General features: G+C 68.3%; 26 protein-coding genes. 23 read left to right on the top strand and 3 right to left on the bottom strand.

The window, feature by feature from the left end; translation table 11 throughout:
• Positions 1-21 precede the first annotated feature (21 nt).
• The gene (locus tag AC1RRR_RS18420; protein WP_454717853.1) at positions 22-435 is read left to right on the top strand and encodes an organic hydroperoxide resistance protein; all 414 of its coding nucleotides are present in this window, start codon (positions 22-24) and stop codon (positions 433-435) included.
• On the opposite strand, the gene AC1RRR_RS18415 is transcribed toward AC1RRR_RS18420, so the two are convergent.
• Positions 432-1,082, bottom strand: a complete 651-nt coding sequence (locus AC1RRR_RS18415) for a glutathione S-transferase family protein (RefSeq protein ID WP_492815367.1) — start codon at positions 1,080-1,082, stop codon at positions 432-434. The genes AC1RRR_RS18420 and AC1RRR_RS18415 overlap by 4 nt on opposite strands.
• Positions 1,083-1,223: 141 nt before the next feature.
• On the opposite strand from AC1RRR_RS18415, the gene AC1RRR_RS18410 reads away from it, so the two are divergent.
• The 4 genes from AC1RRR_RS18410 to AC1RRR_RS18395 are packed head-to-tail and all read left to right on the top strand — an operon-like array spanning position 1,224 to position 4,651.
• Positions 1,224-1,979: a YebC/PmpR family DNA-binding transcriptional regulator gene (locus tag AC1RRR_RS18410; protein WP_492815366.1), complete on the top strand. Its 756-nt coding sequence runs from the start codon at positions 1,224-1,226 to the stop codon at positions 1,977-1,979.
• The gene (locus tag AC1RRR_RS18405) at positions 1,979-2,944 is read left to right on the top strand and encodes a phosphoribosylaminoimidazolesuccinocarboxamide synthase (protein ID WP_492815365.1); all 966 of its coding nucleotides are present in this window, start codon (positions 1,979-1,981) and stop codon (positions 2,942-2,944) included. The genes AC1RRR_RS18410 and AC1RRR_RS18405 overlap by 1 nt, the downstream gene beginning before the upstream one ends.
• Before the next feature lie 35 nt (positions 2,945-2,979).
• Positions 2,980-3,675: an MgtC/SapB family protein gene (locus AC1RRR_RS18400; protein ID WP_492815364.1), complete on the top strand. Its 696-nt coding sequence runs from the start codon at positions 2,980-2,982 to the stop codon at positions 3,673-3,675.
• A gap of 37 nt (positions 3,676-3,712) precedes the next feature.
• Positions 3,713-4,651, top strand: coding sequence for a nucleoside hydrolase (locus tag AC1RRR_RS18395; RefSeq protein ID WP_492815363.1), 939 nt, complete (start codon positions 3,713-3,715; stop codon positions 4,649-4,651).
• On the opposite strand, the gene AC1RRR_RS18390 is transcribed toward AC1RRR_RS18395, so the two are convergent.
• Positions 4,648-4,929 carry a hypothetical protein gene (locus tag AC1RRR_RS18390; RefSeq protein WP_492815362.1) on the bottom strand — a complete coding sequence of 94 codons (282 nt, stop codon included), beginning with the start codon at positions 4,927-4,929 and terminating at the stop codon, positions 4,648-4,650. The genes AC1RRR_RS18395 and AC1RRR_RS18390 overlap by 4 nt on opposite strands.
• 171 nt (positions 4,930-5,100) lie before the next feature.
• Here AC1RRR_RS18390 and AC1RRR_RS18385 point away from each other — a divergent pair, with 171 nt between their 5' ends.
• Entirely contained in the window at positions 5,101-6,720 is a 1,620-nt protein-coding gene (locus tag AC1RRR_RS18385) for a hypothetical protein (protein ID WP_492815361.1), read from the top strand.
• A 32-nt stretch (positions 6,721-6,752) separates the two neighbouring features.
• Here AC1RRR_RS18385 and AC1RRR_RS18380 read toward each other — a convergent pair whose 3' ends face one another.
• Complete coding sequence (locus AC1RRR_RS18380; RefSeq protein ID WP_492815360.1) at positions 6,753-8,171, bottom strand: M20/M25/M40 family metallo-hydrolase; 1,419 nt, start codon at positions 8,169-8,171, stop codon at positions 6,753-6,755.
• Positions 8,172-8,294: 123 nt separating this feature from the next.
• On the opposite strand from AC1RRR_RS18380, the gene ruvC reads away from it, so the two are divergent.
• From ruvC to AC1RRR_RS18295, 17 genes are all read left to right on the top strand, one after another.
• Positions 8,295-8,801 carry a crossover junction endodeoxyribonuclease RuvC gene (ruvC, locus tag AC1RRR_RS18375; RefSeq protein WP_492816557.1) on the top strand — a complete coding sequence of 169 codons (507 nt, stop codon included), beginning with the start codon at positions 8,295-8,297 and terminating at the stop codon, positions 8,799-8,801.
• Positions 8,798-9,412, top strand: a complete 615-nt coding sequence (gene ruvA, locus AC1RRR_RS18370) for a Holliday junction branch migration protein RuvA (RefSeq protein ID WP_454717844.1) — start codon at positions 8,798-8,800, stop codon at positions 9,410-9,412. The genes ruvC and ruvA overlap by 4 nt, the downstream gene beginning before the upstream one ends.
• Complete coding sequence (ruvB, locus tag AC1RRR_RS18365; protein WP_492815359.1) at positions 9,409-10,449, top strand: Holliday junction branch migration DNA helicase RuvB; 1,041 nt, start codon at positions 9,409-9,411, stop codon at positions 10,447-10,449. Before ruvA ends, ruvB begins: the two co-directional genes overlap by 4 nt.
• Positions 10,450-10,470: 21 nt before the next feature.
• Positions 10,471-10,926 (top strand): tol-pal system-associated acyl-CoA thioesterase, encoded by a 456-nt coding sequence (gene ybgC, locus AC1RRR_RS18360; protein WP_492815358.1) that lies wholly within the window; start codon positions 10,471-10,473, stop codon positions 10,924-10,926.
• A 120-nt stretch (positions 10,927-11,046) separates the two neighbouring features.
• A complete protein-coding gene (tolQ, locus tag AC1RRR_RS18355; RefSeq protein WP_492815357.1) occupies positions 11,047-11,745 on the top strand; it encodes a protein TolQ in 699 nt (232 codons plus the stop codon).
• Positions 11,746-11,749: 4 nt separating this feature from the next.
• On the top strand, positions 11,750-12,271 hold the full coding sequence (locus AC1RRR_RS18350; RefSeq protein WP_492815356.1) for an ExbD/TolR family protein: 522 nt from the start codon (positions 11,750-11,752) through the stop codon (positions 12,269-12,271).
• Positions 12,272-12,278: 7 nt separating this feature from the next.
• The gene (gene tolA, locus AC1RRR_RS18345; protein WP_492815355.1) at positions 12,279-13,091 is read left to right on the top strand and encodes a cell envelope integrity protein TolA; all 813 of its coding nucleotides are present in this window, start codon (positions 12,279-12,281) and stop codon (positions 13,089-13,091) included.
• Between the two features lie 29 nt (positions 13,092-13,120).
• A complete protein-coding gene (gene tolB, locus AC1RRR_RS18340; RefSeq protein ID WP_492815354.1) occupies positions 13,121-14,419 on the top strand; it encodes a Tol-Pal system beta propeller repeat protein TolB in 1,299 nt (432 codons plus the stop codon).
• A gap of 202 nt (positions 14,420-14,621) precedes the next feature.
• Positions 14,622-15,188, top strand: a complete 567-nt coding sequence (gene pal / locus AC1RRR_RS18335) for a peptidoglycan-associated lipoprotein Pal (protein ID WP_492816555.1) — start codon at positions 14,622-14,624, stop codon at positions 15,186-15,188.
• 77 nt (positions 15,189-15,265) lie between these two features.
• Positions 15,266-16,120: a tol-pal system protein YbgF gene (gene ybgF, locus AC1RRR_RS18330; RefSeq protein WP_492815353.1), complete on the top strand. Its 855-nt coding sequence runs from the start codon at positions 15,266-15,268 to the stop codon at positions 16,118-16,120.
• On the top strand, positions 16,111-17,304 hold the full coding sequence (tilS, locus tag AC1RRR_RS18325) for a tRNA lysidine(34) synthetase TilS (RefSeq protein WP_492815352.1): 1,194 nt from the start codon (positions 16,111-16,113) through the stop codon (positions 17,302-17,304). Before ybgF ends, tilS begins: the two co-directional genes overlap by 10 nt.
• 76 nt (positions 17,305-17,380) lie before the next feature.
• Positions 17,381-19,264: an ATP-dependent zinc metalloprotease FtsH gene (ftsH, locus tag AC1RRR_RS18320; RefSeq protein WP_492815351.1), complete on the top strand. Its 1,884-nt coding sequence runs from the start codon at positions 17,381-17,383 to the stop codon at positions 19,262-19,264.
• Positions 19,265-19,484: 220 nt separating this feature from the next.
• Positions 19,485-21,890 (top strand): PAS domain-containing protein, encoded by a 2,406-nt coding sequence (locus AC1RRR_RS18315; RefSeq protein ID WP_492815350.1) that lies wholly within the window; start codon positions 19,485-19,487, stop codon positions 21,888-21,890.
• Between the two features lie 9 nt (positions 21,891-21,899).
• Entirely contained in the window at positions 21,900-22,712 is an 813-nt protein-coding gene (folP, locus tag AC1RRR_RS18310) for a dihydropteroate synthase (RefSeq protein WP_492815349.1), read from the top strand.
• A gap of 148 nt (positions 22,713-22,860) precedes the next feature.
• A complete protein-coding gene (locus AC1RRR_RS18305; RefSeq protein WP_492815348.1) occupies positions 22,861-23,217 on the top strand; it encodes a response regulator in 357 nt (118 codons plus the stop codon).
• A gap of 32 nt (positions 23,218-23,249) precedes the next feature.
• Positions 23,250-24,068 carry a bifunctional hydroxymethylpyrimidine kinase/phosphomethylpyrimidine kinase gene (thiD, locus tag AC1RRR_RS18300; protein ID WP_492815347.1) on the top strand — a complete coding sequence of 273 codons (819 nt, stop codon included), beginning with the start codon at positions 23,250-23,252 and terminating at the stop codon, positions 24,066-24,068.
• Positions 24,065-24,700, top strand: a complete 636-nt coding sequence (locus AC1RRR_RS18295) for a nucleotidyltransferase family protein (protein ID WP_492815346.1) — start codon at positions 24,065-24,067, stop codon at positions 24,698-24,700. Before thiD ends, AC1RRR_RS18295 begins: the two co-directional genes overlap by 4 nt.
• The last annotated feature ends 10 nt before the right edge of the window (positions 24,701-24,710 follow it).

Here is a 24,710-nt window from a genome sequence, read left to right as displayed (position 1 = left end):
CATCCTAACGGAGACACCGCCATGACCGACGCCCTCTACACCGCCAAGGCCCACGCCGTGGGCGGCCGCCAAGGCACCGCCAAGACCGACGACGGCCACCTGGACGTGACGCTGGGCTATCCCAAGTCGCTGGGCGGTGACGGCAGCGGCACCAACCCGGAGCAACTGTTCGCGGCCGGCTACGGCGCCTGCTTCCTGGGCGCGCTGGGCCTGGTCGCGCGCAACACCGGCGTCAAGCTGGGCGAGCACAGCCTGGACAGCGAAGTCGACCTGATCAAGGACGAGACCAGCTTCCACATCGCCGTGCGCCTGAAGCTGAACGCGCCCGAGCTGGACCGTGAGACCGCGCTGAAGCTGCTGCACACCGCCCACGAGGTCTGCCCGTACTCCAAGGCGACCCGTGGCAATGTCGATGTGCAGCTCGAGGTCGCCTAACCCTCCGGGAAGAACTTGAAGAAGGGCTCGGCCTCGGTCAGCACGCGCTGCACCGACGGCCGGTCCTTCAGCCGCTCCAGGTACGACAGGCACAGCGGCCAGCGGCCGTCGAAGGTCTGGACCTTGTCGGCATAGAACAGCGCCGGCAGCGCCGCGCAGTCGGCCAGGCCGAAGTCGCCGCACATCCAGGCGCGGCCGTCGGCCAGCACGCTTTCCAGGTGGTCGCAGGCCTGGGCCAGCTGGCCATAGGCCTCGTCGACGCCGAAGCCGTCCTTGGCCTCGAGCGGACGCAGGCGGTCGGCGACGATCTTCTGCATCGGCGTCTGGACGTAGTTGTCGAAGAACCGGTCCCAGAACCGCATCCGCCAGGCGAAGTCCGGATTGCTCGGCGTGAAGCGCACGCGACCGGGATAGTGGGCGTCCAGATAGTCGAGGATGACGGTGGTCTCGATCACCGTCTCGTCGCGGGCGTCGTCGCGCAGGGCCGGCATCTTGCCCATCGGCGACAGCTTCAGGAACGCCTCGCGCCCGGCCGGATCGCCCAGATCGACCAGCACGTTCTCGAACGCGATGTCGTTCTCGTAGAGGCCGATCAGCACCTTCCAGCAGAACGAGGCCAGCGGGTGGGCGTGCAGCGTCAGGCTCATCGGGCGCTCCAGATACTTAAGTTATTGCCTAACTATATCGACGATCGGCGTTACGCAATACCCCTCGGGGGTGACAAAACCCGCCCTCGGACGCTAGAAGCGCCCACACTCCACTTTTCAGATCAGAGACAGAGCCTCCGAATGGCCGGCCACTCGAAATTCAAGAACATCATGCACCGCAAGGGCCGCGCCGACGCCGCGCGCTCCAAGCTGTTCTCCAAGCTGTCGCGGGAAATCACCGTCGCGGCCAAGACCGGCCTGCCCGATCCGGCCATGAACCCGCGCCTGCGCCTGGCCGTGAACAACGCCAAGGCCGAAAGCCTGCCCAAGGACGTCATCGACCGCGCGATCAAGAAGTCGCAGATGGGCGACGCGGCCGACTACTCGGAAATCCGCTACGAGGGCGTCGCCGCCGGCGGCGTCGGCATCATCGTCGAGGTGCTGACCGACAACAAGAACCGCGCCGCCGCCAACGTCCGGTCCTACTTCACCAAGATCGGCGGCAACATGGGGGCCACCGGCTCGGTGACCTTCAACTTCGATCACGTCGGCCAGATCACCTACCCGGCCAAGGCCGCGTCGGAAGACGACATGATGGAAGCCGCCATCGAGGCCGGCGCCGATGACGTCACCTCGGACATGGGCGAGGAAGGCGAAGGCCACACCATCTACACCGCCTTCGAGAGCCTGAACGAAGTGGCCGCCGCCCTGGAAGCCAAGTTCGGCGCGGCGTCAAACACCAAGATCGCCTGGCGTCCGAAGATGCAGGTGCCGGTCACCGGCGACTCGGTGGGCACGCTGATGAAGCTGCTCGACCTGCTGGACGACGATGACGACGTCCAGAACGTCTACTCGAACGAAGACATCAGCGACGAAGACCTGGCCAAGCTGGGTTGATGACCATGTCCCGCACCTTGAACGCCCTGGAAGTCGTCGATCTTCCGGGCCTGCCCAACCACTATCGCGGCAAGGTGCGGGACAATTACGACCTGCCGGACGGTCGCCGGGTGATCGTCGCCTCGGACCGCCTCAGCGCCTTCGACCTCAACCTGTGCGCCGTGCCGTACAAGGGCCAGGTGCTGACGCAGACGGCGCGCTACTGGTTCGACGTCACGGGCGACATCTGCCCCAACCACGTCGTGGCCTATCCCGACCCGAACGTGCTGATCGGCCAACGGCTGGAGATGCTGCCGGTCGAGCTGGTGGTGCGCGGTTATCTGGCCGGGACCACCTCGACCTCGATCCTGACGCTGTACAACAAGGGCGAGCGCCAGATGTATGGCGTGACCCTGCCCGACGGCCTGCGCGCCAACCAGCGCCTGCCGCAGCCGATCCTGACCCCCACCAGCAAGGCCGCCGACGGCGACCACGACGCGCCGCTGTCGCCCGCCCAGATCTTGGAGCAGGGCCTGCTGACGGCTGAGCAGTGGGAGACGCTGAGCGCCTATGCCCTGGCCCTGTTCGCGCGCGGCCAAGCGCTGGCGGCCCAGCGCGGGCTGATCCTGGCCGACACCAAGTACGAGTTCGGCCTCGACGCCGACGGCCGTATCGTCTTGGCCGACGAGATCCACACGCCCGACAGCAGCCGCTTCTGGAAGGCCGCGACCTATGAGGCGCGCTTCGAGGCCGGCGAGCGTCCCGACAGCTTCGACAAGGACTTCGTCCGCGCCTGGGTCGCCCAGCGCTGCGATCCCTATAACGACCCGATCCCGGAGATCCCCGAAGAGCTGATCCGTCAGACCTCGGACGTCTATATCGAGGCGTTCGAGACCATCACCGGCCAGACCTTCGTGAAGCCGGATGCGGCCGAGCCGGTGCTGGAGCGCGTGCGGCGCAACCTGGACAGCTACCTGGCCGGCTAAGGGATCACTCAAGCTCCCCGCTCGTTACAGCCGGCATGGACTGGCTGCTGTCTCCCTATGACTACCTTCCCATCGTCGGCGCGGTGATCGCCGGCGGGGCGATCGGGCTGGAGCGCGAGTATCGCAGTCGGCCCGCCGGCCTGCGCACCCACGTGCTGGTCGCCCTGGCCTCGGCCCTGCTGATGATGGCCGCCGTGCATCAGGTGCGGTGGATGAACGACACCCCGCTGGACGTCGTGCGCATCGATCCGGTGCGGATGGCGCACGGCGTGCTGACCGGCGTCGGCTTCCTGTGCGGGGGAGTGATCTTCCAGCAGGGTTTCTCGGTGCACGGCCTGACGACGGCCGCCTCCCTGTGGATAACTTCGGCGATCGGCACGCTGTTCGGCGTTGGTCTCTACGGCCTGGCGGTGGTCGGCACGGTGATCGCCCTGGTGGTCCTCAGCGCCGCCCGCTTCCTGGATCACCGCCTGCCACAGAAGAACTTCGCCGAGATCCGCGTGCGGTCGCGCCGCGAGGCGATGCTGCGTGAAGGCGACTTTCGCGACTTGCTGGGCGCCTTCGAGCTGAAAGGCGCACGGCTGGATCAGCGGCTGGTCGACGGCGGGACGATCTTCGAGTTGTCCGGGATGTTCTCAGGCAAGGACACGCTTCCGCTGTCAGCTGTGGCCGATCGGCTGCGCGAAGACCCTCGGATCGTCGAGTTCGATATCCTTCCTCGTAAGGACTGATCTTCTCGCCGTCACACCAGCCCGCTAGACTGCGCGGATGGTTCTGCGGGTTCACATCGACACCGATTGCGGCGTGGACGACGCCCTGGCGCTGGCCTTGCTGGCGCGCTCGCGACAGGCCGTCGAGGTGGTCTCGATCTCGGCCGTGTTCGGCAACACCTATGTGGATCAGGCGGCGGCCAACGCCCGGGGCGTGCTGCGCCTGGCCGGCTGCGGGGCCGAGGTCTATATCGGCGCCGGCGCGGGCCTGGCCAAGCGCCGGGTCGAGCGCATGCGGCCGGCCCACGGCGTCGACGGTCTGAACGGCGCGGGCTTTTCCCAGCGCTGGAAGCTGCCGGAACTGGATCGCGGCCACTCCACCAACTTCCTGGCCTTCGCCGCCCGTCGCAAGATCAGCGGCCTGTTCCTGGGGCCGCTGACCAACCTGGGCAAGGGCTTGCTGGAGGATCCCGTGGCCTTCCGCAACTGGCGCCCGACGATCGTGGCCGGGGCCTTCGCCGTCGAGGGCAAGGCCAAGGGCGGCGCGGACTTCAACAGCTGGAGCGACCCCGAGGCCCTGCAGCGCACGCTGGAGGCCGGGACCATGCCGCGCCTGATGCCGCTGGACGTCACCCACCAGGTCGAGGTCACCGCCGACGATCTCTCCAAAGGCGCGGTCTGCTGCGGCTCGCCGCTGTCGCAGCGCCTGACCAAGGCCGCGCAGGCCTATATCGCCTTCCACCAGCAGGTGTGGGGCGGCGAGGGTTGCCGGCCGCACGACGCGGTGGCCGCCGCCAGCCTGGTCGCGCCCGAGCTCTTCACCTTCGAACCGGCTCGCCTGCGGGTCACCGTCGACGGCGAGCGCCTGGGCCGCGTCGACCGCATCGACGGCGCGCCCAATGCCGAGGTCTGCACCAGCGTCGACGTCGCCGCCGTCAAGCGCTTGATCCTGGGCGGTCTGTTCGGCTGGGGCGCGGTGGAAGCGGCCTGGGCCTAGTGCGGCTGGCCCCACTGGGCGGCGCGTTCGCGGACCAGATCACGCATGAACTGGTCCAGATCGGCCAGGCGGCGATCCATCTCGGCCACCGGCACGCCGTTCCAGACCGCGTGGTCATAGACCGACCGCGCCTCGCGCAGGCTTTCGCCGGCCCGGTATCGTTCGGCTATGTAGAGGGTCTCGAGGAGCTTGGTCGGGCGGTCGATCTTCTCGTGCTTCATCGACCAGTAGCTGACCATGTACTCGGTCAGGATCCCATCGTCCGACGAACTGACCATCGGCGTCTCCCTTGTGGTTGAGGCCGAGATAGGGAGCCGACGGCTGAGCGCAACCGCGTCGATGCAGATGCTCGAATGTGCGAAGGCCGCCCGACGGCCCGTTGACCCGGCCCGTTGACCCGGCAAGCGGCCTCTCGTAGACCGGGCTCAACCTCCGAATGAGTATGTGTGATGGCGACGATTATCGGAACTGACGGCGACGACAAGATCGAGGTTCCGGGCCTGGGCGACTATCAGGTTCTGGCCGGCGCCGGGGCCGATACGATTTCAATCATCGGCACGGCCTCGCGCGACGCGCGGGTGGTCACGGTCGATGGCGGCAGTGGCGATGACGTCATTACGATGGAGCTCTACGGGGCCCAGGCGGTCACCGTTCACGGCGGCGATGGCAACGACGTCATCAAGACCGGGTTTGGCGGGACGCTGTACGGTGACGCCGGAGCCGACACCTTCACCATCTTGGGCTTCGGCAGCGGCAATCTGACGTTCACGATCGCCGACTTCTCCAGCGAGGATAAGCTCGACCTCCTGCCGGCCCTGAAGTCCTCGACGGTCTGGAGGGAGGGCAACGATCCGTTCGACCCGGTCTTTGGCGATTTGCGGCTGGTTCAGGCGGGCGCCGACACCATCATCCAGGGCGACTGGAAATTCGGCGACTGGGTGTCGATGGGCGTTCTCAAGAACGTGCAGGCGTCCAGCCTCACGGCCGCTCAGCTGGGTTTCAAGCCCAGCGTCGCCGACATCAGCTTCTACTCGGTCACCCCGCTGACCCAGACCTTCGCCGAGGGCGGGAAGGTCGAGTTCACGGTCACCTTGCCCAAGGCGGTCAGCAACTACGTCAATATCGACTTCAACCTGACGCCGGACTCCACCGGTTCGGGCGGGGTCAGCGCCAGCGCCCACTTCGCGCCCGGCGAAACCAGCAAGACGATCTCGTTCCTGATTCCCGACGACGCCAAGGCGCTGGGCTATTTCTTCTTCTCGTCGACCACGTCGCCGACATCCGGCTTCATGACCGACCCGCGCACGCCGCCCACCTTCAGCTATGTGGACAACGATGCGGGAGGCTTCAGCGTCTACATCTCGTCGGTGCGGGACGCCTATCAGGCGATGACGATGAACGTCACGCCGCTGCCCAACGACAATCCGTGGCTGAACGTCTCGTACTATCGGCCCGAGAGCACGACCCGATCGGCGATCGTCCAGCTGGAGAAGCTTGTGCTGGGCACGACCTCGGTCGCGCTCACGGCCTACCAGTTCTTCACGGGAAAGACGCCGGGGGCGGCGGGACTGGCCTACCTTGTCAACTCGCCCGACAACGCCAGCGACCTGAACGACAAGGCCGGCATCTACGCGGGGATGAACACCGAGAACCGCTACATCAACTTCGCCGCCAATCTCGGGCTGGTCGGCGATGGCAAGGCGGCCTTCGCGGCGACCTATGGCGGGCTGACGTTCCAGCAGGCGGTCGAGAAGGCCTATGACGCGGTGATCGGCAAGAGCTTCGCCCTGGCCGCCGGCGTCAATGTTCAGGCCGCCATCGACAGCGTCGTCGCGGCCAAGGGCTATTTCGACGCCCTGGCCAGCGAGCGCATGGGCGGCTTCGACCACGACCTGGCCATGAAGGCCGGCGTGGTGGGCTATCTGATCGTCGAGGGGCTCAAGGCCAATGTCGGCGTCTATGCCCGCGCCGTCGAGAACTTCTACCTCGACTTCGCCGACGGCACGGCCCAGCACAACATCAACCTTGTGGCCGTCTATGGTCCGGGGACCTATCTCGACGCGATGTGACGGCCGCCGCCCAGCGCCGACTTGCCCAGCGCCTACTTGCCGCCCGCATAGTCCTTGATCAGGGCGTAGAGGAAGTCGCGGCCCTCGTAGAGCGACTTGACCCGCATGCGCTCGTTCAGGCCGTGGATGCCGTCGCCGTCCGAGCTGCCGAACAGGCCCGAGACGCCGTAGGTCGGGATGCCCGCCGCGTTGGTGTGGACGCCGTCGGTGGCGCCGGTCAGCAGGATCGGCACGACCGGCACGCCGGGCCAAAGCTTGGCGGCTTCCTTCTCGATCGGACCCATGATCGCTGGCGTCAGGGGCGGGGGCGGCGAGACGCTGTTGGGCTCGTGGGCCAGGGTCACGGCGACGGGGGCGGCGGCCAGTTCGGCCAGCTTGGCGCGGACCTCCTCGACGGGCGTGCCGGGCAGGATGCGGCAGTTGACGTTGGCGGTGGCGCGCTGGGGCAGGGCGTTGGGCGCGTGGCCGGCATTGACCATGGTCGCCACGCAGGTGGTGCGCAGCATCGAGTTCCACATCGGGTCGGCCGTGACCGCCTTCAGCGCCGCCGGGTCGTTAATGTCGGCTACTAGGGCCTTCATCGCCGTGGCCTGGGCGGGGTTCACGCGGGCCTGCATCTTGGTGAAGTAGCCGCGCGTGGCGTCGTTGAAGCGCGGCGGGAAGCCATAGGCCCCGATGCGGTCCAGCGCCGCCGACAGCTGGTAGATGGCGTTGTCCGGCACCGGACGGCTGGAGTGGCCGCCAGGATTGGTCACGGTCAGGGTGAAGTCCTGATAGACCTTTTCGCCGCCCTGGACCTCCAGCACGACCGGCTTGTCGTTCTCGTCCAGCAGGCCGTCGGCGCCCTCGTTCAGGGCGAACTCGGCATCGACCAGCGGGCGGTGGTTCTTCACCAGGTCCTCGATGCCGTTATAGGCCTCGCTCTCCTCGCCGCAGGTCAGGGCCATCTTGATGTCGCGCTTGGGCTTGAAGCCCGACTGCTTCAGGCGGACCAGGCTGTCGACCCAGATGGCCGCCTGGGCCTTGTCGTCCGAGGTGCCGCGTCCGAAGAAGTAGCCGTTCTCCTCGACCAGCTTGAACGGGTCGCGGGTCCAGTCCTCGCGCTTGGCCTCGACGACATCGATGTGGGCCAGGAGGAGCATGGGCTTGGACTTGGCGTCGGTCCCGTGGAGGATCGCCACCAGGGAGCCCTCCTTGGGATGGCCGTCGGCGACCACGACCTTGACGTCGGCCTCGGGGAAACCGGCCGTCTTCAGCCGTGCGCCCATGGCCTGGGCGGCGGCGGTGCAGCTGCCCACCGACAGGGTGGTGTTGATCTCGACCAGCTCCTTGTAGAGGTCGCGGAAGGCCAACTGGTCGGGGCGGACGGTCTTGGGTGGCTCGGCGGTCTGTGCGCTCGCTCCGGTCGCTAGGGCCAGCAAGGCGCCCGCCGTCATCAACACCCGTTTCATCCGTACTCTCCCCAATGATCTTAGCTGGCGAAGAGAGCTTGCCTGACGACCGCGCGCAAGAGGCCGTGCTTAACGGCTCGTTAGCAATACAGGGGCTTTTCCTGAGGCGCGGATCAGACGATGTTGCGAGAACACATGATGAACGCCATTCGCATCCTCGGACTCGATCCTGGCCTCCGCCGCACCGGCTGGGGCGTCGTCAGCGTGCTCGGCTCGCGGGTGACGCACGTGGCCCATGGCGTGATCGCGCCGGACGAAAAGGCCGCTTTCTCCGATCGCCTGCTGCATCTCTTTGAGGGGATCTGCGCGGTGATCGAGCAGCACAAGCCTGATGAGGCGGCGGTTGAGGAGACCTTTGTCAACACCAACGCCCAGTCGACCCTGAAGCTGGGCCACGCCCGCGCGGCGGCGATGATCGCCCCGGCCCGCGCCGGCCTGCTGGTGGCCGAATACTCCAACGCCATGGTCAAGAAGGCGGTGGTCGGGACCGGCGGCGCCGACAAGGCCCAGGTCGCCTTCATGATCGCCCGTCTGCTGCCGACCGCCGGCTCGCCGACCGCCGACGCCGCCGACGCCCTGGCCGTGGCCATCGCCCACGCCCACGCCCGCACGGCGAGGAGAGTCGCATGATCGGTCGTCTGCGCGGCGCCGTCGCCGAGGTCGGCGAGGAAGAGGCCCTGATCGACGTCATGGGCGTCGGTTATGTCGTCCGCTGCGGCCATCGCACCCTCCAGCGCCTGCCGGCCCTGGGCGAGGAGACCTTGCTGCACATCGAGAGCCAGTGGAGCGAAAGCGCCGGCCTGCGGCTCTACGGCTTCGCGACGCGTGAAGACCGCAAGGCCTTCGTGCTGCTGCAGGCGATCCAAGGTGTTGGCCCCAAGGCCGCCATGGCGGTGCTGGACGTGCTGTCGCCGGCCGAGCTGGCCTCCGCCGTCGCCCGCGAGGACAAGGCCGCCGTCGGCCGCGCCAGCGGCGTTGGCCCGAAGCTGGCCCTGCGCATCGTCACCGAGCTGAAGGACAAGCCGATCACCGACGGGCCGGTGCTGATGACCGCCCCGACCTCGGCCAAGTCGGCCCCCGCCAAGCCCGCGCCCACCGGCGACGCCGTCGCCGCCCTGATGGGCTTGGGCGTCGCGGAAGTGAACGCCCGCCGCGTCGTCGAGGCCGCCGCCGCCCAGCTGGGTGAAGAGGCCACCGTCCAGGCCCTGATCAAGGCTGGCCTGCAGGAGCTGGGCCGGTGACCCGCATCATCTCCGGCGACGCCCAGCACGGCGACCAGGTCCCGGCGACCGATCGCGCCCTGCGGCCCCAGACCCTGGCCGAGTTCGTTGGGCAGGAGCAGGCCAAGGGCAATCTGCGGATCTTTATCGAGGCCGCCAAGGGCCGGGGCGAGTCCCTGGACCACGTGCTGCTGTTCGGCCCCCCCGGCCTGGGCAAGACCACCCTGGCCCAGATCGTCGCCCGCGAGCTGGGCGTGAACTTCCGCGCCACCTCGGGTCCGGTGCTGAACAAGCCCGGCGACCTGGCCGCGATCCTGACCAATCTCGAGCCGAACGACGTCCTGTTCATCGACGAGATCCACCGCCTGTCCTCGAACGTCGAGGAGATCCTCTATCCGGCCATGGAGGACCATGTGCTGGACCTCGTGATCGGCGAGGGACCTTCGGCGCGCTCGATCCGCATCGACCTTGCGCCCTTCACCCTGGTGGCGGCGACCACGCGGGCGGGCATGCTGGCGACGCCCCTGCGCGACCGTTTCGGCATCCCGATCCGCCTCGAATTCTACACCCCGGCCGAATTGCGCCACGTGCTGCTGGGCGCGGCCCGCAAGATGGGCGCGCCGCTGTCCGACGACGGGGCCGACGAGATCGCCAAGCGCGCCCGCGGCACGCCCCGCGTCGCCGGCCGCCTGCTGCGCCGGGTCCGCGACTTCGCCACCGCCGACGGCGCGAGCGTCATCGATCGCAAGGCCGCCGGCCTGGCCCTGGCCCGCCTGGAGGTCGACGAGGTTGGCCTCGACAGCCTGGACCGTCGTTACCTGCGCGCCATGATCGAACATTACGGCGGCGGCCCCGTCGGCGTGGAGACCATCGCCTACGCCATCGCCGAGGCCCGCGACGCCGTCGAGGACGTCATCGAGCCCTATCTGATGCAGCAGGGCTTCATCCAGCGCACCCCGCGCGGCCGCATGGCCTGTGGCAAGGCCTACCTCCACCTGGGCCTGACCCCGCCCGCCGCCCCGCCAGGCACGGCGCAGGGCGCACTGTTCGACGAGTAGCGGACCGGCTAAGCAGTCCCCATGACCACCCCGCCCGAACCTACTGCCGGCGTGTTCTCCGGCCGCGAGCATCAGCTGCCGGTGCGGATCTATTACGAGGACACCGACTTCTCGGGGATCGTCTATCACGCCAACTACCTGCGCTATCTGGAGCGGGGGCGGAGCGATTTCTTTCGGATGGTCGGGATCTCGCACACCGAGTTGGCTCAGCAGGACACGGCGTTCGCGATCATCCACATGACGCTGGACTTCAAGCGCTCGGCGCGAATCGACGACGCCCTGGTGGTGCGCACGACCTATGACCGGGTGAAGGGGGCGCGGCTTTACGTGACCCAGCGGGTCACGCGCGGCGACGAGGTGTTGATCGAGGCCAAGGGCGAGGCGGTCTGCATCACCCTGGACGGCCGTCCGCGCCGACCGACGGCGCAGATGCTGGCGCAACTGGCGCCCTGGCTAGCCGACGCGCAGGACGCCTGAGGCGAGAGCAACGCGTTTTTTCGGATCCCTCTAAGATTGTCATAGTTTCACCCAAGCGTCGCTTCATGTCATACGGCGCGTAGTAAGACTTTTCAGACGCCCCAACGGAGCCAAACCCGCATGGACGCCTCGGCCGCCGCACCGAATTTCTCGTTCTTCGCCCTCTTCATGCAGGCCGACTGGGTCGTCAAAGGCGTGATGATCGGTCTGATCCTGGCGTCGCTGGGCTCTTGGGCCGTGATCCTGGACAAGCTGTTCCGCTTCACGAACCTGAACCGCGCCGCCGACCGCTTCGAGGAGCAGGTCTCGGGCGGGCGTTCGTTGGAGGATGTCGCCGGTGAGGCGGGGGCCAATCCGCGTCATGCCCTGCCGCGTATGCTGCAGGCGGCCCTGAAGGAATGGCGCGACGCCAAGACCAAGGGCGCGATGAGCGAGAACCAGGCCGCGTTCCTGGTCGCCCGCATCGACCGCATCCTGGACACCCAGATCGCCCGCGAGACCAGCAAGGTCGAAGAGGGCCTGGGCAGCCTGGCCATCGTCGCCACCGCCAGCCCGTTCATCGGCCTGTTCGGCACGGTCTGGGGCATCATGCACGCCTTCCAGAACATCGCCCTGTCGAAGAACACCTCGCTGGCCGTCGTGGCCCCGTCGATCGCCGAGGCCCTCTTTGCCACGGCCGTCGGCCTGATCGCCGCCATCCCGGCCTATATCGCCTACAACAAGTTCTCGACCGACGCGGGCAAGTATGCCGGCCGCCTGGAAGGCTTCGCCGACGACCTGTCGACCGCGATCCAGCGCCGCCTGTCGGAACGGGTCTAGGCCCATGTCGATGTCGTCCAGCGACGCCTTCGCCACCAACAGCGGCCGTGGTCGCCGCCGTCGCGGCCGCCGCTCGCGCGGAGCCCTGTCCGAGATCAATGTCACGCCCCTGGTCGACGTGATGCTGGTGCTGCTGATCATCTTCATGATCAGCGCCCCGCTGCTGACCGCCGGCGTGCCGCTGGAGCTGCCCAAGACCGAAGCGGCCGCCCTGCAGAACCAAGAAGAGCCGATCACCGTCTCGATCCGCAAGGACGGCGGCATCTTCGTCGGCGAGACCCAGATCCCGTTCGAGAACCTGGCGCCGCGTCTCACCGCGATCGCCGGCAACGGCTACGACAAGCCGATCTTCGTCCGCGCCGACGGCGGGGCGACCTATTCGGTCGTCGCCCAGGTGATGGCGGGCCTGTCGAACGCGGGCTTCAACAAGATCAACCTGATCACCGAGACCGGCGGCCCCTCCACGGGCGCGGCTCCGCGCGACGCCCAGCCGGAGGGCGCGGGCGACCTGCGGCCGGCTCAATAGGCGCTGCATGAGCGCTCGCCGCGAACAACAGATCTCTCCGGGCCTAGTCGGCTCGATCGCGCTGCACGGAGCCGTGGCGGCGCTGATCGCGTTCGGCCTGCCGTGGAAGACGTCCAAGCCGATCACCATCGGCGAGTCGGTGCCGGTGACCATCGTCACCAACGGCCCGACCAACGTCCGCCCGGCCGAGGAAGCCCCGGAAGAGCAGACGGCCCAGGCGCCCGATCCCGTGCCGGAGGCCACGCCCCAGCCGCCGGCCCCGACGCCCGCGCCCACCCCGACGCCGGCTCCCGCGCCGCCGCCCAAGCCGACCCCGACGCCCAAGCCCGCGCCGACCCCGACGCCGGCCAAGCCCAAAGAGACCAAGAAGAACGACAACGACTTCTTCGCCTCGCTGGAAGCCTCGATCGCCAAGTCCAAGAAGGCGACCGGCAAGCCGACCGCCAACGCCCCCAAGGGCCCGGCCCGCGCGGAGACCTCGGTCTCGGCCCGCCCGGCCATGGGCGCGGCCACGGGTCTTTCCGCCGCCGCGCTGGGCCGTCTGCAGGGTGAGGTCCAGGACCGCTGGAACCCCAATTGCGAGGTCGAGGGCGGCGCCAATGTCAGCGTGCGGGTGGTGTTCGTGATCGGCCCGGGCGGTCGTGTCGTCGGCCAGCCGGAGTCGCCGGGCACCTCGTCGCCCGATCCCGTCGTCAAGGCCGCCGCCGACCGCGCCGTGCGCGCGCTGTTCGCCGCTTCGCCGTTCGCTTACCTGCCGCAGGACCTGTACGGTCAGAAAATCGCCCTCAACTTCAACGCAAAACAGGCCTGTTCGCGTTGATGCTGGGACAAAGGAAGAAGGAAGCCCCGATGCGTCTGAAAGCCCTGGTGCTCATGGCCGCCGTCCTGCTGGGCGGCGCAGCGTTTGTGACCCCGGCCGCGGCGCAGATCGAGGTCGACATCAATTCGGGCGCGGTCAAGCCGCTACCGATCGCGGTGCCGGCCTTCTCGGGCGCCACGCGCGGCGCCGAGATCGCCCAGGTCATCACCGGCAACCTGGAGCGCTCGGGCCTGTTCCAGCCGCTGAACGTCTCTGGTGTCGCCGACAAGCTGACCGACGTGAACGTCCAGCCGCGCTTCCCCGACTGGCAGGCGACCGGGGCCCAGGCCATGATCAACGGCCAGGTCACGGTCGGTCCCGACGGCGGCCTGCGCGTCGACTTCCGCCTGTGGGACGTCTTCAGCCAGCAGCAGCTGCTGGGCCTGCAGTTTTCCTCGACGCCGGACAACTGGCGCCGCGTGGCCCACAAGATCAGCGACGCCGTCTATGAGCGCCTGACCGGTGAGAAGGGCTATTTCGACACCCGCGTGGCCTTCGTCGCCGAAAGCGGGCCGAAGCTGAACCGCGTGAAGCGCCTGGCGATCATGGACCAGGACGGCGCCAACCCGCAGTACCTGACCGACGGCTCGTACATCGTGATGACGCCGCGCTTCTCGTCGACCAGCCAGGAACTGACCTACATGGCCCTGCGGCCGACGGGCTCGTCGATCTACCTGCTGAACCTGGAGACCAGCCGCCAGGAAACGATCGGCAAGTTCCCCGGCATGGTGTTCGCCCCGCGCTTCTCGCCCGACGGCGGCAAGGTGGCGTTCTCGGTCGAGAAGGCCGGCAACAGCGACATCTACATGATGGACCTGCGCAGCCGCGCCTCGACCCGCATCACCACCGACCCGGCCATCGACACTTCGCCGTCGTTCTCGCCGGACGGGACTAAGGTGGCGTTCAACTCCGACCGCGGCGGCCAGGCGCAGCTGTATGTGATGAACACGGACGGTTCGGGCGTGCGCCGGATCTCGTATGGCGGCGGCCGCTACACGACCCCGGTCTGGAGCCCGCGTGGCGACTTCATCGCCTTCACCAAGCAGACGGGCGGCGAGTTCCACATCGGCGTGATGCGCCCCGACGGCAGCGACGAGCGCCTGCTGACCACCAGCTATCTGGACGAAGGCCCGACCTGGGCCCCGAACGGCCGGGTGCTGATGTTCTTCCGCGAAGGCTCTTCGGGCAATCCGCGCCTGTGGACGGTGGACATCACCGGCCGCATCCTCCGTCCCGCCGCCTATCAGGGTTCGGGCTCGGATCCGGCCTGGTCGCCGCTGCTCAACTGATTGACACACAGAACGTCTAAATCCGGCAACCTGAGCCAAAGGTAAGCGTTCATGGCTCAGGTTTCTGAGCGCGGGCTATTCGCGCCGGAAGTGAATCCGCATCGTGTGTCGACCATCTGACATCATTGTGAGGTTTGGTCAGACATTTTCCGGGTCCATTCCAAGCTGAGCTTAGGTATGGGTCAGATCCAGAGTTCGTAGACTGAGGAGAAACTGGATGAGCTTCGACACCAAGCGCGCCGTTAGACTGGCGCTCGTCGGCGTTGCCGCTGCCTCGCTCGCCGCCTGCGCTTCGCGCCCGAAGCCCCAGCCTGTCGCGCCGACCGAGCCGCCGGCCCCGACCCAGCCGAGCCAACCCTACACCCCGCCGGCCCAGCCGCCGGTCTCGTCGGGCGTGCTGCCGGGTTCGGTGCAGGACTTCGTCGTCAATGTCGGCGACCGCGTCTATTTCGACACCGACGAATATTCGGTCCGCGCTGACGCCCAGCCGGTCCTGGCCGGTCAGGCCCAGTGGCTGAACCGCTACCAGTCGGTCCGCGTCCGCATCGAAGGCAATGCCGACGAACGCGGCACCCGCGAGTACAACCTCGCTCTGGGCGCCCGTCGCGCCAACGCCATCCGCGAGTTCCTGATCGCTCAAGGCGTGGCCGCGGCCCGCATCGAGACGATCTCGTTCGGCAAGGAGCGTCCGCTGGACGCCGGCACCAGCGAAGAAGCCTGGGCCAAGAACCGTAACGGCCGCACGGCCATCACGGACGGCGCTCGCTAAGCCAAGAAATGCTGGGGCGGCATCTCTTCGGAGTTGCCGCCCTAGTTTTGTCCGCGTCCTATCGGTAGATCACGGTCATGAAGCTCAAAACCGCTCTCCTCGCCGTTCTGTTCGCCTCATCGGCCGCCGTCGCCGTGGCTCAGACCCCGCTGCCGCCCGCCGATCCGCTGGACGACCGCTCGGCCAAGCGCGTGGAGCGGATGGAGAAGGTGGTGCGCGAGCTGCGCGCGATCGTCTTCCAGGGCCGTGACACCGGCAAGCCCGTCGTGGTGCAGCCGGCCGAGACCGACGCCCAGATCGCCGCCCTGAACGAGCGCGTCGGCGACCTGGAACAGACCCTGACCAAGCTGAACGGCCAGAACGAGACGGCCAATTTCGAGCTGACCAAGGCCAACCGCGCCGCCGCCGAGCAGAAGTCGCGCGCCGACTCGCTGGAGCAGCGCCTGGCGGCCGTCGAAAAGACCCTGGCCGACCTGCAGACGGCCGCCGCCGCGCAGGTCGCCGCGCCGGCCCTGGGGACGACCCCGCCGCCGCCCGCGCCGCCCGCCGATCCGGCCGTGGCCTTCAAGCAGGCCAAGGACCTGCTGCTGGCCGGCGACTACGGCAATGCCGAACAGGCCTTCTCGGCCTTCGTGGCCAACTATCCGGAAAGCACCCGCTCGGCCGAGGCCAAGTACTGGTGGGGCGAGACCCTGTTCGTGCGCGAGGCCTATAGCGACGCGGCCGGGGCCTATATCGGCGCGATCCGCGGCTGGCCGCAGACGACCTGGGCGCCGGACGCCACCCTGAAGCTGGCCCGGTCGCTGGTGGCGCTGAAGAAGACCCCGGACGCCTGCCGCACCCTGGACGAGCTGACCAAGCGCTATCCCAAGGCCCCGGCCCAGGTGACCTCGCGCGCGGCCTCGACCCGCGTCGCGGCGAAGTGCTCCTAGACACGGTCCGGGCCGCCTTTGAGCGGCGGCTCGACCCGGCCTCCGCCGCTCCGCTGGCCGTCGGCTTTTCGGGCGGCGGCGATTCCCTGTTCCTGCTGAAGGCGGTCCTGGATTGGGCCGGGAAGCGACCCGTGCTGGCGCTGGTCGTCGATCATCAGCTGCAAGCCGACAGCGGCCGCTGGACGGCCGAGGCCGTGGCCAAGGCGCGCGCGCTGGGCGCGGAGGCTCAGGCGCTGGTTTGGACTGGCGACAAGCCGAAGACGGGCCTGCCCGCCGCTGCTCGCCGGGCGCGTCATGCGCTGCTGGCCGAGGCGGCGCGCGCGGCCGGCGCCAAGGTTCTCCTTCTAGGCCACACCGCCAGCGACCTGGCTGAGGGCGCGGCGATGCGGGCCGAGGGCTCCAGCGTCTCCGATCCCCGCGAGTGGGCGCCGTCGCCGGTCTGGCCGGAGGGGCGGGGTGTCTTCCTGTTGCGGCCGCTGTTGGCGCTGTCTCGTAACGAGATCCGCCAGGCCCTGGCCGATCAGGGCGAGACCTGGCTGGACGATCCAGCCAATACCGACCTGCGCTACGCCCGGGCGCGGGCTCGCGCCGCCGGAGCAGGGGAGGCTTCTCCGTCCGAGACGGCGTCGCCGCCACCGCCGCGCTTCACCGTCGACGCCGTCGGAACGATCCGTTTGCCTCGCGACGTCGCCGCCGCCCATTTGGCCGCCGCCCTGCTGTGCGCGGCCGGGACCGAACGACCGCCGCGTGGCGAGCGTCTGGAGCGTCTGGTCCAGCGGATCCGGTCCGGCGAGGCCTTCGCCGCCACCCTGTCGGGCGCGCGGATCGAGGCCGGCGACGACGTCCTGATCTGCCGCGACGCCGGCGAGACCGCCCGGGGCGGCCTGGCCCCGCTGGAGCTCGCGCCGGGCCAGACCGGCGTCTGGGATGGTCGCTGGGAAGTCACGGCCGGGGCCGCGCCCCTGACCGTCACCGCTCTGAAGGGCAGGGCCGCCAGCCTCTCCGCCGCCGATCGCGCCAGGCTGGCCGCCATCCCCGCCTCGGCGCGGCCCGCCTTGCCGTTAATCCTGAGTCCGCTTGACGGCCCGGAGCTTGCACCCGAAGGAGGGAGGCGCGCGCGCCTGCTCGTTCTGGGTCGCTTCGAGGCCGCTGTCGGCCGCATCGACCAAGAATCCGTGACCTGATGTCACGTGCATGGCGCTTGCGCGTTCAACCGCCTATCTTGGTGGGTCAAGAGCTATCGTTGGAAAGACGACGCGTATGAATTTCAGGAACCTGGCCATCTGGCTGGTGATCGTGGCGGTGCTGGCGGGCGTGTTCGTCGTCAGCCAGAACGCGCGCACGAAGAGCGGCGGCGAAGTCAGCTACTCGCAGCTGCTCAAGGACGTCGACGCCGGCAAGATCAAGTCGGCGGAGATCGCGGGACAGCAGGTGCTGGCGACGACCGCCGACAACAAGAAGCTGACCGTCAACGCGCCGATGAATTCCGACGAGCTGGTCAACCGCATGGTGGCCAAGAACGCCGACGTGAAGTTCAAGAGCGGTTCGATCAGCTTCCTGGCCATCCTGGTCCAGCTGCTGCCGATCCTGCTGGTCGTGGGTGTGTGGCTGTTCTTCATGCGCCAGATGCAGGGCGGGGCGAAGGGCGCCATGGGCTTCGGCAAGTCCAAGGCCCGACTGCTGACCGAGAACAAGAACCGCATCACTTTTGAAGACGTCGCGGGCGTCGACGAGGCCAAGGAAGAACTGCAGGAGGTCGTCGACTTCCTGAAGGATCCGGCCAAGTTCCAGCGCCTGGGCGGCAAGATCCCCAAGGGCGCGCTGCTGGTCGGCCCTCCCGGCACGGGTAAGACCCTGATCGCCCGCGCCGTCGCGGGTGAGGCGGGCGTGCCGTTCTTCACGATCTCGGGTTCGGACTTCGTCGAAATGTTCGTCGGCGTCGGCGCCAGCCGCGTGCGCGACATGTTCGAGCAGGCCAAGAAGAACGCCCCCTGCATCATCTTCATCGACGAAATCGACGCCGTCGGTCGCCACCGCGGCGCCGGCCTGGGCGGCGGCAATGACGAGCGCGAGCAGACCCTCAACCAGCTGCTGGTCGAGATGGACGGCTTCGAGGCCAATGAAGGCATCATCCTGATCGCCGCCACCAACCGTCCTGACGTTCTGGACCCCGCCCTGCTGCGTCCGGGCCGCTTCGACCGTCAGGTCGTGGTGCCGAACCCGGACGTCGCCGGCCGCGAGAAGATCATCCGCGTGCACATGAAGAACGTGCCGCTGGCCGCCGACGTCGACGTCAAGACGCTGGCGCGCGGCACGCCGGGCTTCTCGGGCGCGGACCTGGCCAACCTGGTCAACGAAGCCGCCCTGACGGCCGCTCGCAAGAACCGTCGCATGGTCACCATGCACGACTTCGAGCATGCCAAGGACAAGGTCATGATGGGCGCCGAGCGCCGTTCGATGGCCATGAGCGACGCCGAGAAGAAGCTGACCGCCTATCACGAGGGCGGCCACGCCCTGGTGGCCCTGCGCGTCCCCGTCGCCGATCCGGTCCACAAGGCCACGATCGTGCCGCGCGGCCGGGCTCTGGGCATGGTCATGCAGCTGCCCGAGGGCGACCGCTACTCGATGAGCTTCGACATGATGACCTCGCGCCTGGCCATCATGATGGCCGGCCGGGTCGCCGAGGAGCTGATCTTCGGCAAGGAGAAGATCACCTCGGGCGCGTCCAGCGACATCAGCGCCGCCACTAGCCTGGCCCGCAACATGGTCACCCGCTGGGGCTTCTCGGACCAGCTGGGCACCGTGGCCTATGGCGACAACCAGGACGAGGTGTTCCTGGGCCACTCGGTCGCTCGCACTCAGAACGTCTCGCCCGAAACCATGATCACCATCGACGCCGAAGTGCGCCGCCTGGTGAAGGGCGGCGAGGACGAGGCGCGCCGGATCCTGACCGAGGAACTGGACCACCTGCACTCGGTTGCCAAGGCCCTGCTGGAGTTCGAGACCCTGAGCGGCGACGAGATCATCGGCGTCATGAAGGGCGAGATGCCCAAGCGCGACGAGGACGAGAGCAACAAGGAAACGGTCGCCGCGCCGTCCCTGGTGCCGCTGTCCCCGGGCGCGGGCGCCAGCATCACCGCCTAAGGGCGGATCGCCTCAAGGATCAAAGCCGGCTCGCAAGGGCCGGCTTTTTTCTTGCCCCGATATCTGGAACCGGTCGTGCGGGGACGTCGTTGAAAAAGCTTGGCCACGTAGGCGCGGCCGAGGGGCTCTGCTATTGGAAACCATGTCGTCCGTCGACGAGCCCCTTGGCTCGCCCTCCAGTTCATCCATGGCGCCCGCTTTCCTGACCGGTGGCGGCGAGATGACTCTCGCCCTGGCCACGCGCGATTGGTCAGATACCTCGCTAGGCGCGCCCGAGACCTGGTCTCCCGCCCTGAAGGTCGCCGCGGGCATGATGCTGGCCTCGCCGATACCGACCTTCCTGGCCTGGGGACCTGAGACCCTGCTGCTGCACAACGACGCCGCGCGGGGCCTGCTGGCCGCCAACAACATCGCCCTGGGCGCGCCGTTCGCCGAGGCGTTCCCGGTGCCCGCCGGCCTGGCCCTGCTGGAGCGCGCCCTGAAGGGCGAGAGCATCGTGCAGGAGGCGATCGGCTTCTCCCGCGCCGACGGCGAGGCGGCCTGGTGCAACCTGATGTTCGCCCCGGTGCGCGACGAGACCGGGACGGTCGCCGGCGTCCACGTGCTGTGCAACGACATCACCGAGCGCGTTCGCCGCGAACAGGCTCACCTCGAGGACGAACGCCGCTACCGCGCGCTGTTCGAGTCGATGGACGAGGGCTTCTGTGTCATCGAGTTCCTGGACGGCCCGTTCGGTCCTCTGAGCGACTACGTGCACATCATGGCCAATGCCGCCTATGAGCGGCACGCGGGCATCCCCAACGTCGTCGGCCAGAAGCTGCGCGAGATGGTGCCGGCCGAGGCCGACGCCTGGGTGGCGCGTTACGGCGAGGTGCTGCGCACCGGCCGGGCGATCCGGTTCGAGCAGGAACTGGTGGCCACCGGCCGGCATCTGTCGCTGTCGTCGTTCCGTATCGAGCCGCCCGAGCTGCGCCAGGTGGCGGTGCTGTTCCAGGACATCACGGCCCGCAAGCAGGTCGAGGCCGAGCTGCGTCAGCTCAACGAAACCCTGGAGGCCCGCGTCGCCGAGGCCCTGGCCGGTCGCCGCCTGCTGGCCGACGTCGTCGAAGGCGCCAGCGTCTTCGTTCAGGTCGTCGATACGAACCTGACTTGGCTGGCCATCAACAGCGCCTCGGCCGGCGAGTTCGAGCGGATCTTCGGCATCCGGCCCAAGGTCGGCGACAACATGGTCGAACTGCTGGCCGACTATCCCGAGCATCAGGCCCAGGTGCGAGACGTCTGGTCGCGCGCCCTGGCGGGCGAGAGCTTCATGGAGACCGACGAGTTCGGCGACTCCGAGCGTGAGCGTCGCCACTACGAGATGCGCTTCCATCCGCTGTACGACCTGAACGGCGAGCGGATCGGAGCCTATCAGTTCGTCTATGACGTCACCCAGCGCGTGGTGGAGCAGGAGCGCCTGCGCGAGACCGAGGAAGCCTTGCGCCAGGCCCAGAAGATGGAGGCCGTCGGCCAGCTGACCGGCGGCCTGGCCCACGACTTCAACAACCTGCTGGCCGGCATTTCGGGCTCGTTCGAGATGATCGGCGCGCGGCTGGCCCAGGGCCGCGCGGCCGATGTCGAGCGCTATCTGGCCGCCGGCCAGGGCGCGGCGCGGCGGGCGGCGGCCCTGACCCATCGCCTGCTGGCCTTCTCGCGCCGCCAGACCCTGGCCCCCAAGCCGGTGGTCATCAATCGGCTGATGGTCGAGTTCGTCGAGCTGGTGCGCCGCACGGTCGGCCCGAGCATCGAGGTCGAATATGTCGGCGCCTCGGGCCTGTGGCCGACCCTGGTCGACGCCAACCAGCTGGAGAACGCGCTTCTCAACCTGTGCATCAACGCCCGCGACGCCATGCCGGACGGCGGGGTGATCACCATCGAGACCGGCAATCGCTGGCTGGACGCCCGCACCGCCCGCGACCATGGGCTGGAGCCGGGCCAGTACGTCTCGGTCTGTGTCAGCGACACCGGCACGGGCATCGACAAGACCACGCTGGAGCGGGTGTTCGACCCGTTCTTCACGACCAAGCCGATCGGCCAGGGCACGGGCCTGGGTCTGTCCATGGTCTACGGTTTCGCCCGTCAGTCGAACGGCCACGTGCGGATCTATTCCGAGGTCGGGCAGGGGACCATGGTCTGCCTCTACCTGCCGCGCCGCCTGGGCGAGGAAGACGAGGCCGAGGCGGTCGAGCAGCCGACCGGTCCGGCCCCGGTCAAGGCCGGCAAGACCGTGCTGGTCGTGGACGACGAGCCGACCGTACGGATGCTGGTCGTCGATGCGCTGGAGGAGCTGGGCTATGCCTGCCTGGAGGCCGCCGACGGCTCGGCGGGCCTGCGGATCCTGCAGTCGACCGCCGAGATCGACTTGCTGATCACCGATGTCGGCCTGCCGGGGGGCTTGAACGGTCGCCAGGTCGCCGACGCGGCCCGCGCCTTGAAGCCCGAATTGAAGGTGCTGTTCATCACCGGCTACGCCGAGAACGCCGTCCTGAACCACGGCCACATCGAGCACGGCATGGAGGTGCTGACCAAGCCCTTCGCGGTCGGCGACCTGGCCGGCCGGGTCGACCGGATGCTGCGCGAGGCGTAGAAGGCGCGGATGACCAGCGCTCAGCGTCCTCAAGTCATGGGGATCGTCAACGTCACGCCCGACAGCTTCTCGGACGGCGGCAAGTTCGTCGCCGCCGCCGACGGGATCGAGCACGCCCGCCGCCTGATCGCCCAGGGCGCCGATATCCTGGACATCGGCGGCGAAAGCACCCGGCCGGGCGCGGCGCCGGTCTCGGAGTTCGACGAGATCCTGCGGGTGGTCCCGATCATCGAGGCGATCCGCAAGGCCAGCGACATCCCGATCTCGGTCGACACCATGAAGCCCGGCGTCGCCCGCGCGGCGATCAAGGCCGGGGCGACGATCTGGAACGACGTGGCCGCCCTGCGGTTCTCGCCCACCGCCCCGGAGGTCGCCGCCGAGCTGGGTTGCGAGGTCGTGCTGATGCACATGCTAGGCGAGCCGGGGACCATGCAGGACGACCCCCGCTATGGCGACGTGGTGGCCGAGGTCGAGGCCTTCCTGCTGGCGCGCGCCTTCACGGCCATGGCCGCCGGCGTGTCCAAGGAGAAGATCTGGCTGGATCCGGGCATCGGCTTTGGCAAGACGGTCGACCACAACCTGGCTTTGCTGAAGGCCCTGCCGCGGTTCGTTGCCCTGGGCTATCCGATCCTGCTGGGGGCCAGCCGCAAGCGGTTCATCGCCGGGATCGACCCGTCGGCCGGCGAAGCCTCTGACCGCCTGGGCGGCTCGCTGGCCTCGCATCTCGCAGGCGCGGAAGCGGGCGTGGCGGCGGTGCGCGTCCACGACGTGCGCGAGACGGTGCAAGCTCTGGACGTGCAGGCCGCGATCAAAGCTATTTGAAGTCCCGCTTAGGGAACCCCTTGCAGCGTAGGCGTTCTGCGCCTGCGCACGCGAGTCTGGGTTGATTGCGACTCCTGGCCTCGCTTGCGGGTTGGGGAATCACCGCGCTTAAATATCTGGGGACGGCCTATCGAAAGCACCCGCAAAGATGCGCTCGCGACATGCCCTGATTATCGAAGACGAGATCCTGATCGCGCTGGAAATCGAAGAACTGCTCAAGGAGCAGGGGTTCACCAGCATCGCGATTGCGGAGAGCCCGCTGGAGGCGCTCGACTGCGCCCTGAAGCGAAAACCCGACCTGATCACCGCTGACTACCGCATCGTCGACGGCACCGGCGTCGAGGCCGTGAAGATGATCATGGCCCACCTGGGTCCGATCCCGGTGGTCTATGTCACCGGCCACGCCAAGGCCCTGGATGGCCAGCAAGAGGGCGTCGTCGTCCAGAAACCGATCCGTCCCAACATCCTGGCAGGGGCCTGGCAGCACGCGCTGCAGGCGGCGTAGCGGACCTTCCGAATCCCGCCTAAACAGCGGGGATGTCAGACGCTCATAAGGGCCGCGTCCTCGTCATCGCCGGATCGGATTCCGGCGGCGGCGCGGGGATCCAGGCCGACATCAAGACCATCACCGCCCTGGGCGGCTACGCGGCCACCGCGATCACCGCCGTGACGGTGCAGAACACCCTGGGTGTCACGGGCGTCCACCCGATCCCGCTCGATGTGATCGCGGCCCAGGCCCGCGCGGTGCTGGACGACATCGGCGCCGACGCCATCAAGACCGGCATGCTGGGCGACGCCGCCGTGGTCGAGACCGTGGCGGCCGCGATCGATCACGCCAATAAGAATGGGGAGGGCAAGGTTCCGGCCGTCGTCGACCCCGTCATGATCGCCAAGGGCGGCGCGCCCTTGCTGGCCGAAGCCGCTATCGGCGCGGTGAAGTCCCTGATGATCCCCCGTGCCGCGCTGCTGACGCCCAACGCCCCGGAGGCGGCTGCTCTGACGGGCCTTGTCGTTGAGACCACCGATGACCTGCGCCGCGCTGGCGAGGCCTTGCTGATGATGGGCGCCAAGGCCGTTCTGATGAAGGGCGGCCACGTTGCCGGAGACCGCGTCGTCGACGTGCTGATGACCACCGAGGGCGAAACCACCTTCGAGGGCGAGCGGATCGACACACGCCACACGCACGGCACCGGCTGCACGCTGGCTTCGGCCTGCGCGACCGGCCTGGCTCAAGGCCTGCCGCTGGAAGCCGCCGTCGCCCGCGCCTGGAACTACGTCCACGAGGCCATGCTGCGCGCGCCGGGCTTCGGCGCCGGCCACGGCCCCCTCGACCACGGCTGGACCCTTCGCCCATGACCCAGAGCCTGGAAGACCGCCTGCGCGATATCGTCCGCGCCACGCCGACGACCTGGGAAGTGCTCAAGACCGTCCGCGACCTTGATTTGCCCGACTGGATGATCTTCTCGGGCGCGGTCTACCAGCCGGTCTGGAACCACCTGACGGGCCGCGACCTGGCCTATGGCATCAAGGACTATGACGTCGCCTACCACGACGACAGCGACACCTCGTACGAGGCCGAGGACGTCGTCATCCAGCGCGTGGCCGCCGCCTTCGAGCCGCCGCTGCGCGAGCTGGTCGAGGTCCGCAATCAGGCCCGCGTGCACCTGTGGTTCGAGAAGAAGTTCGGCGCCGACGAGCCCTATCCGCCGCTGGAAGACAGCGCCGCGGCCCTGAAGCGTTTTGTGGCCACCGCCTTCTGCGTGGGCGTGCGGCTGGAGAAGGACGACAGCTTGAGCGTCTGGGCGCCGTTCGGTCTGGAAGACCTGTTCGCCATGCGCCTGAAGCCCAACCCGCTGCGGGTGAAGGGCGCGGGCGGCTGGGAGCGCACCACCGGCTCGGCCAAGGCCCGGTGGCCTGAGATTTCGATCGAGGGCCTAGATTGTCACCGGGACAATAAAGGCTTTGCCCGCCGTCCCGGCCGCGCATAACCACGATGTC

The sequence above is a fragment of the Caulobacter sp. GW821-FHT12D05 genome, from assembly GCF_058807295.1.
The sequence above is the reverse complement of the archived record's forward strand: the minus strand, read 5'-3'. Positions and strand labels throughout refer to the sequence as shown.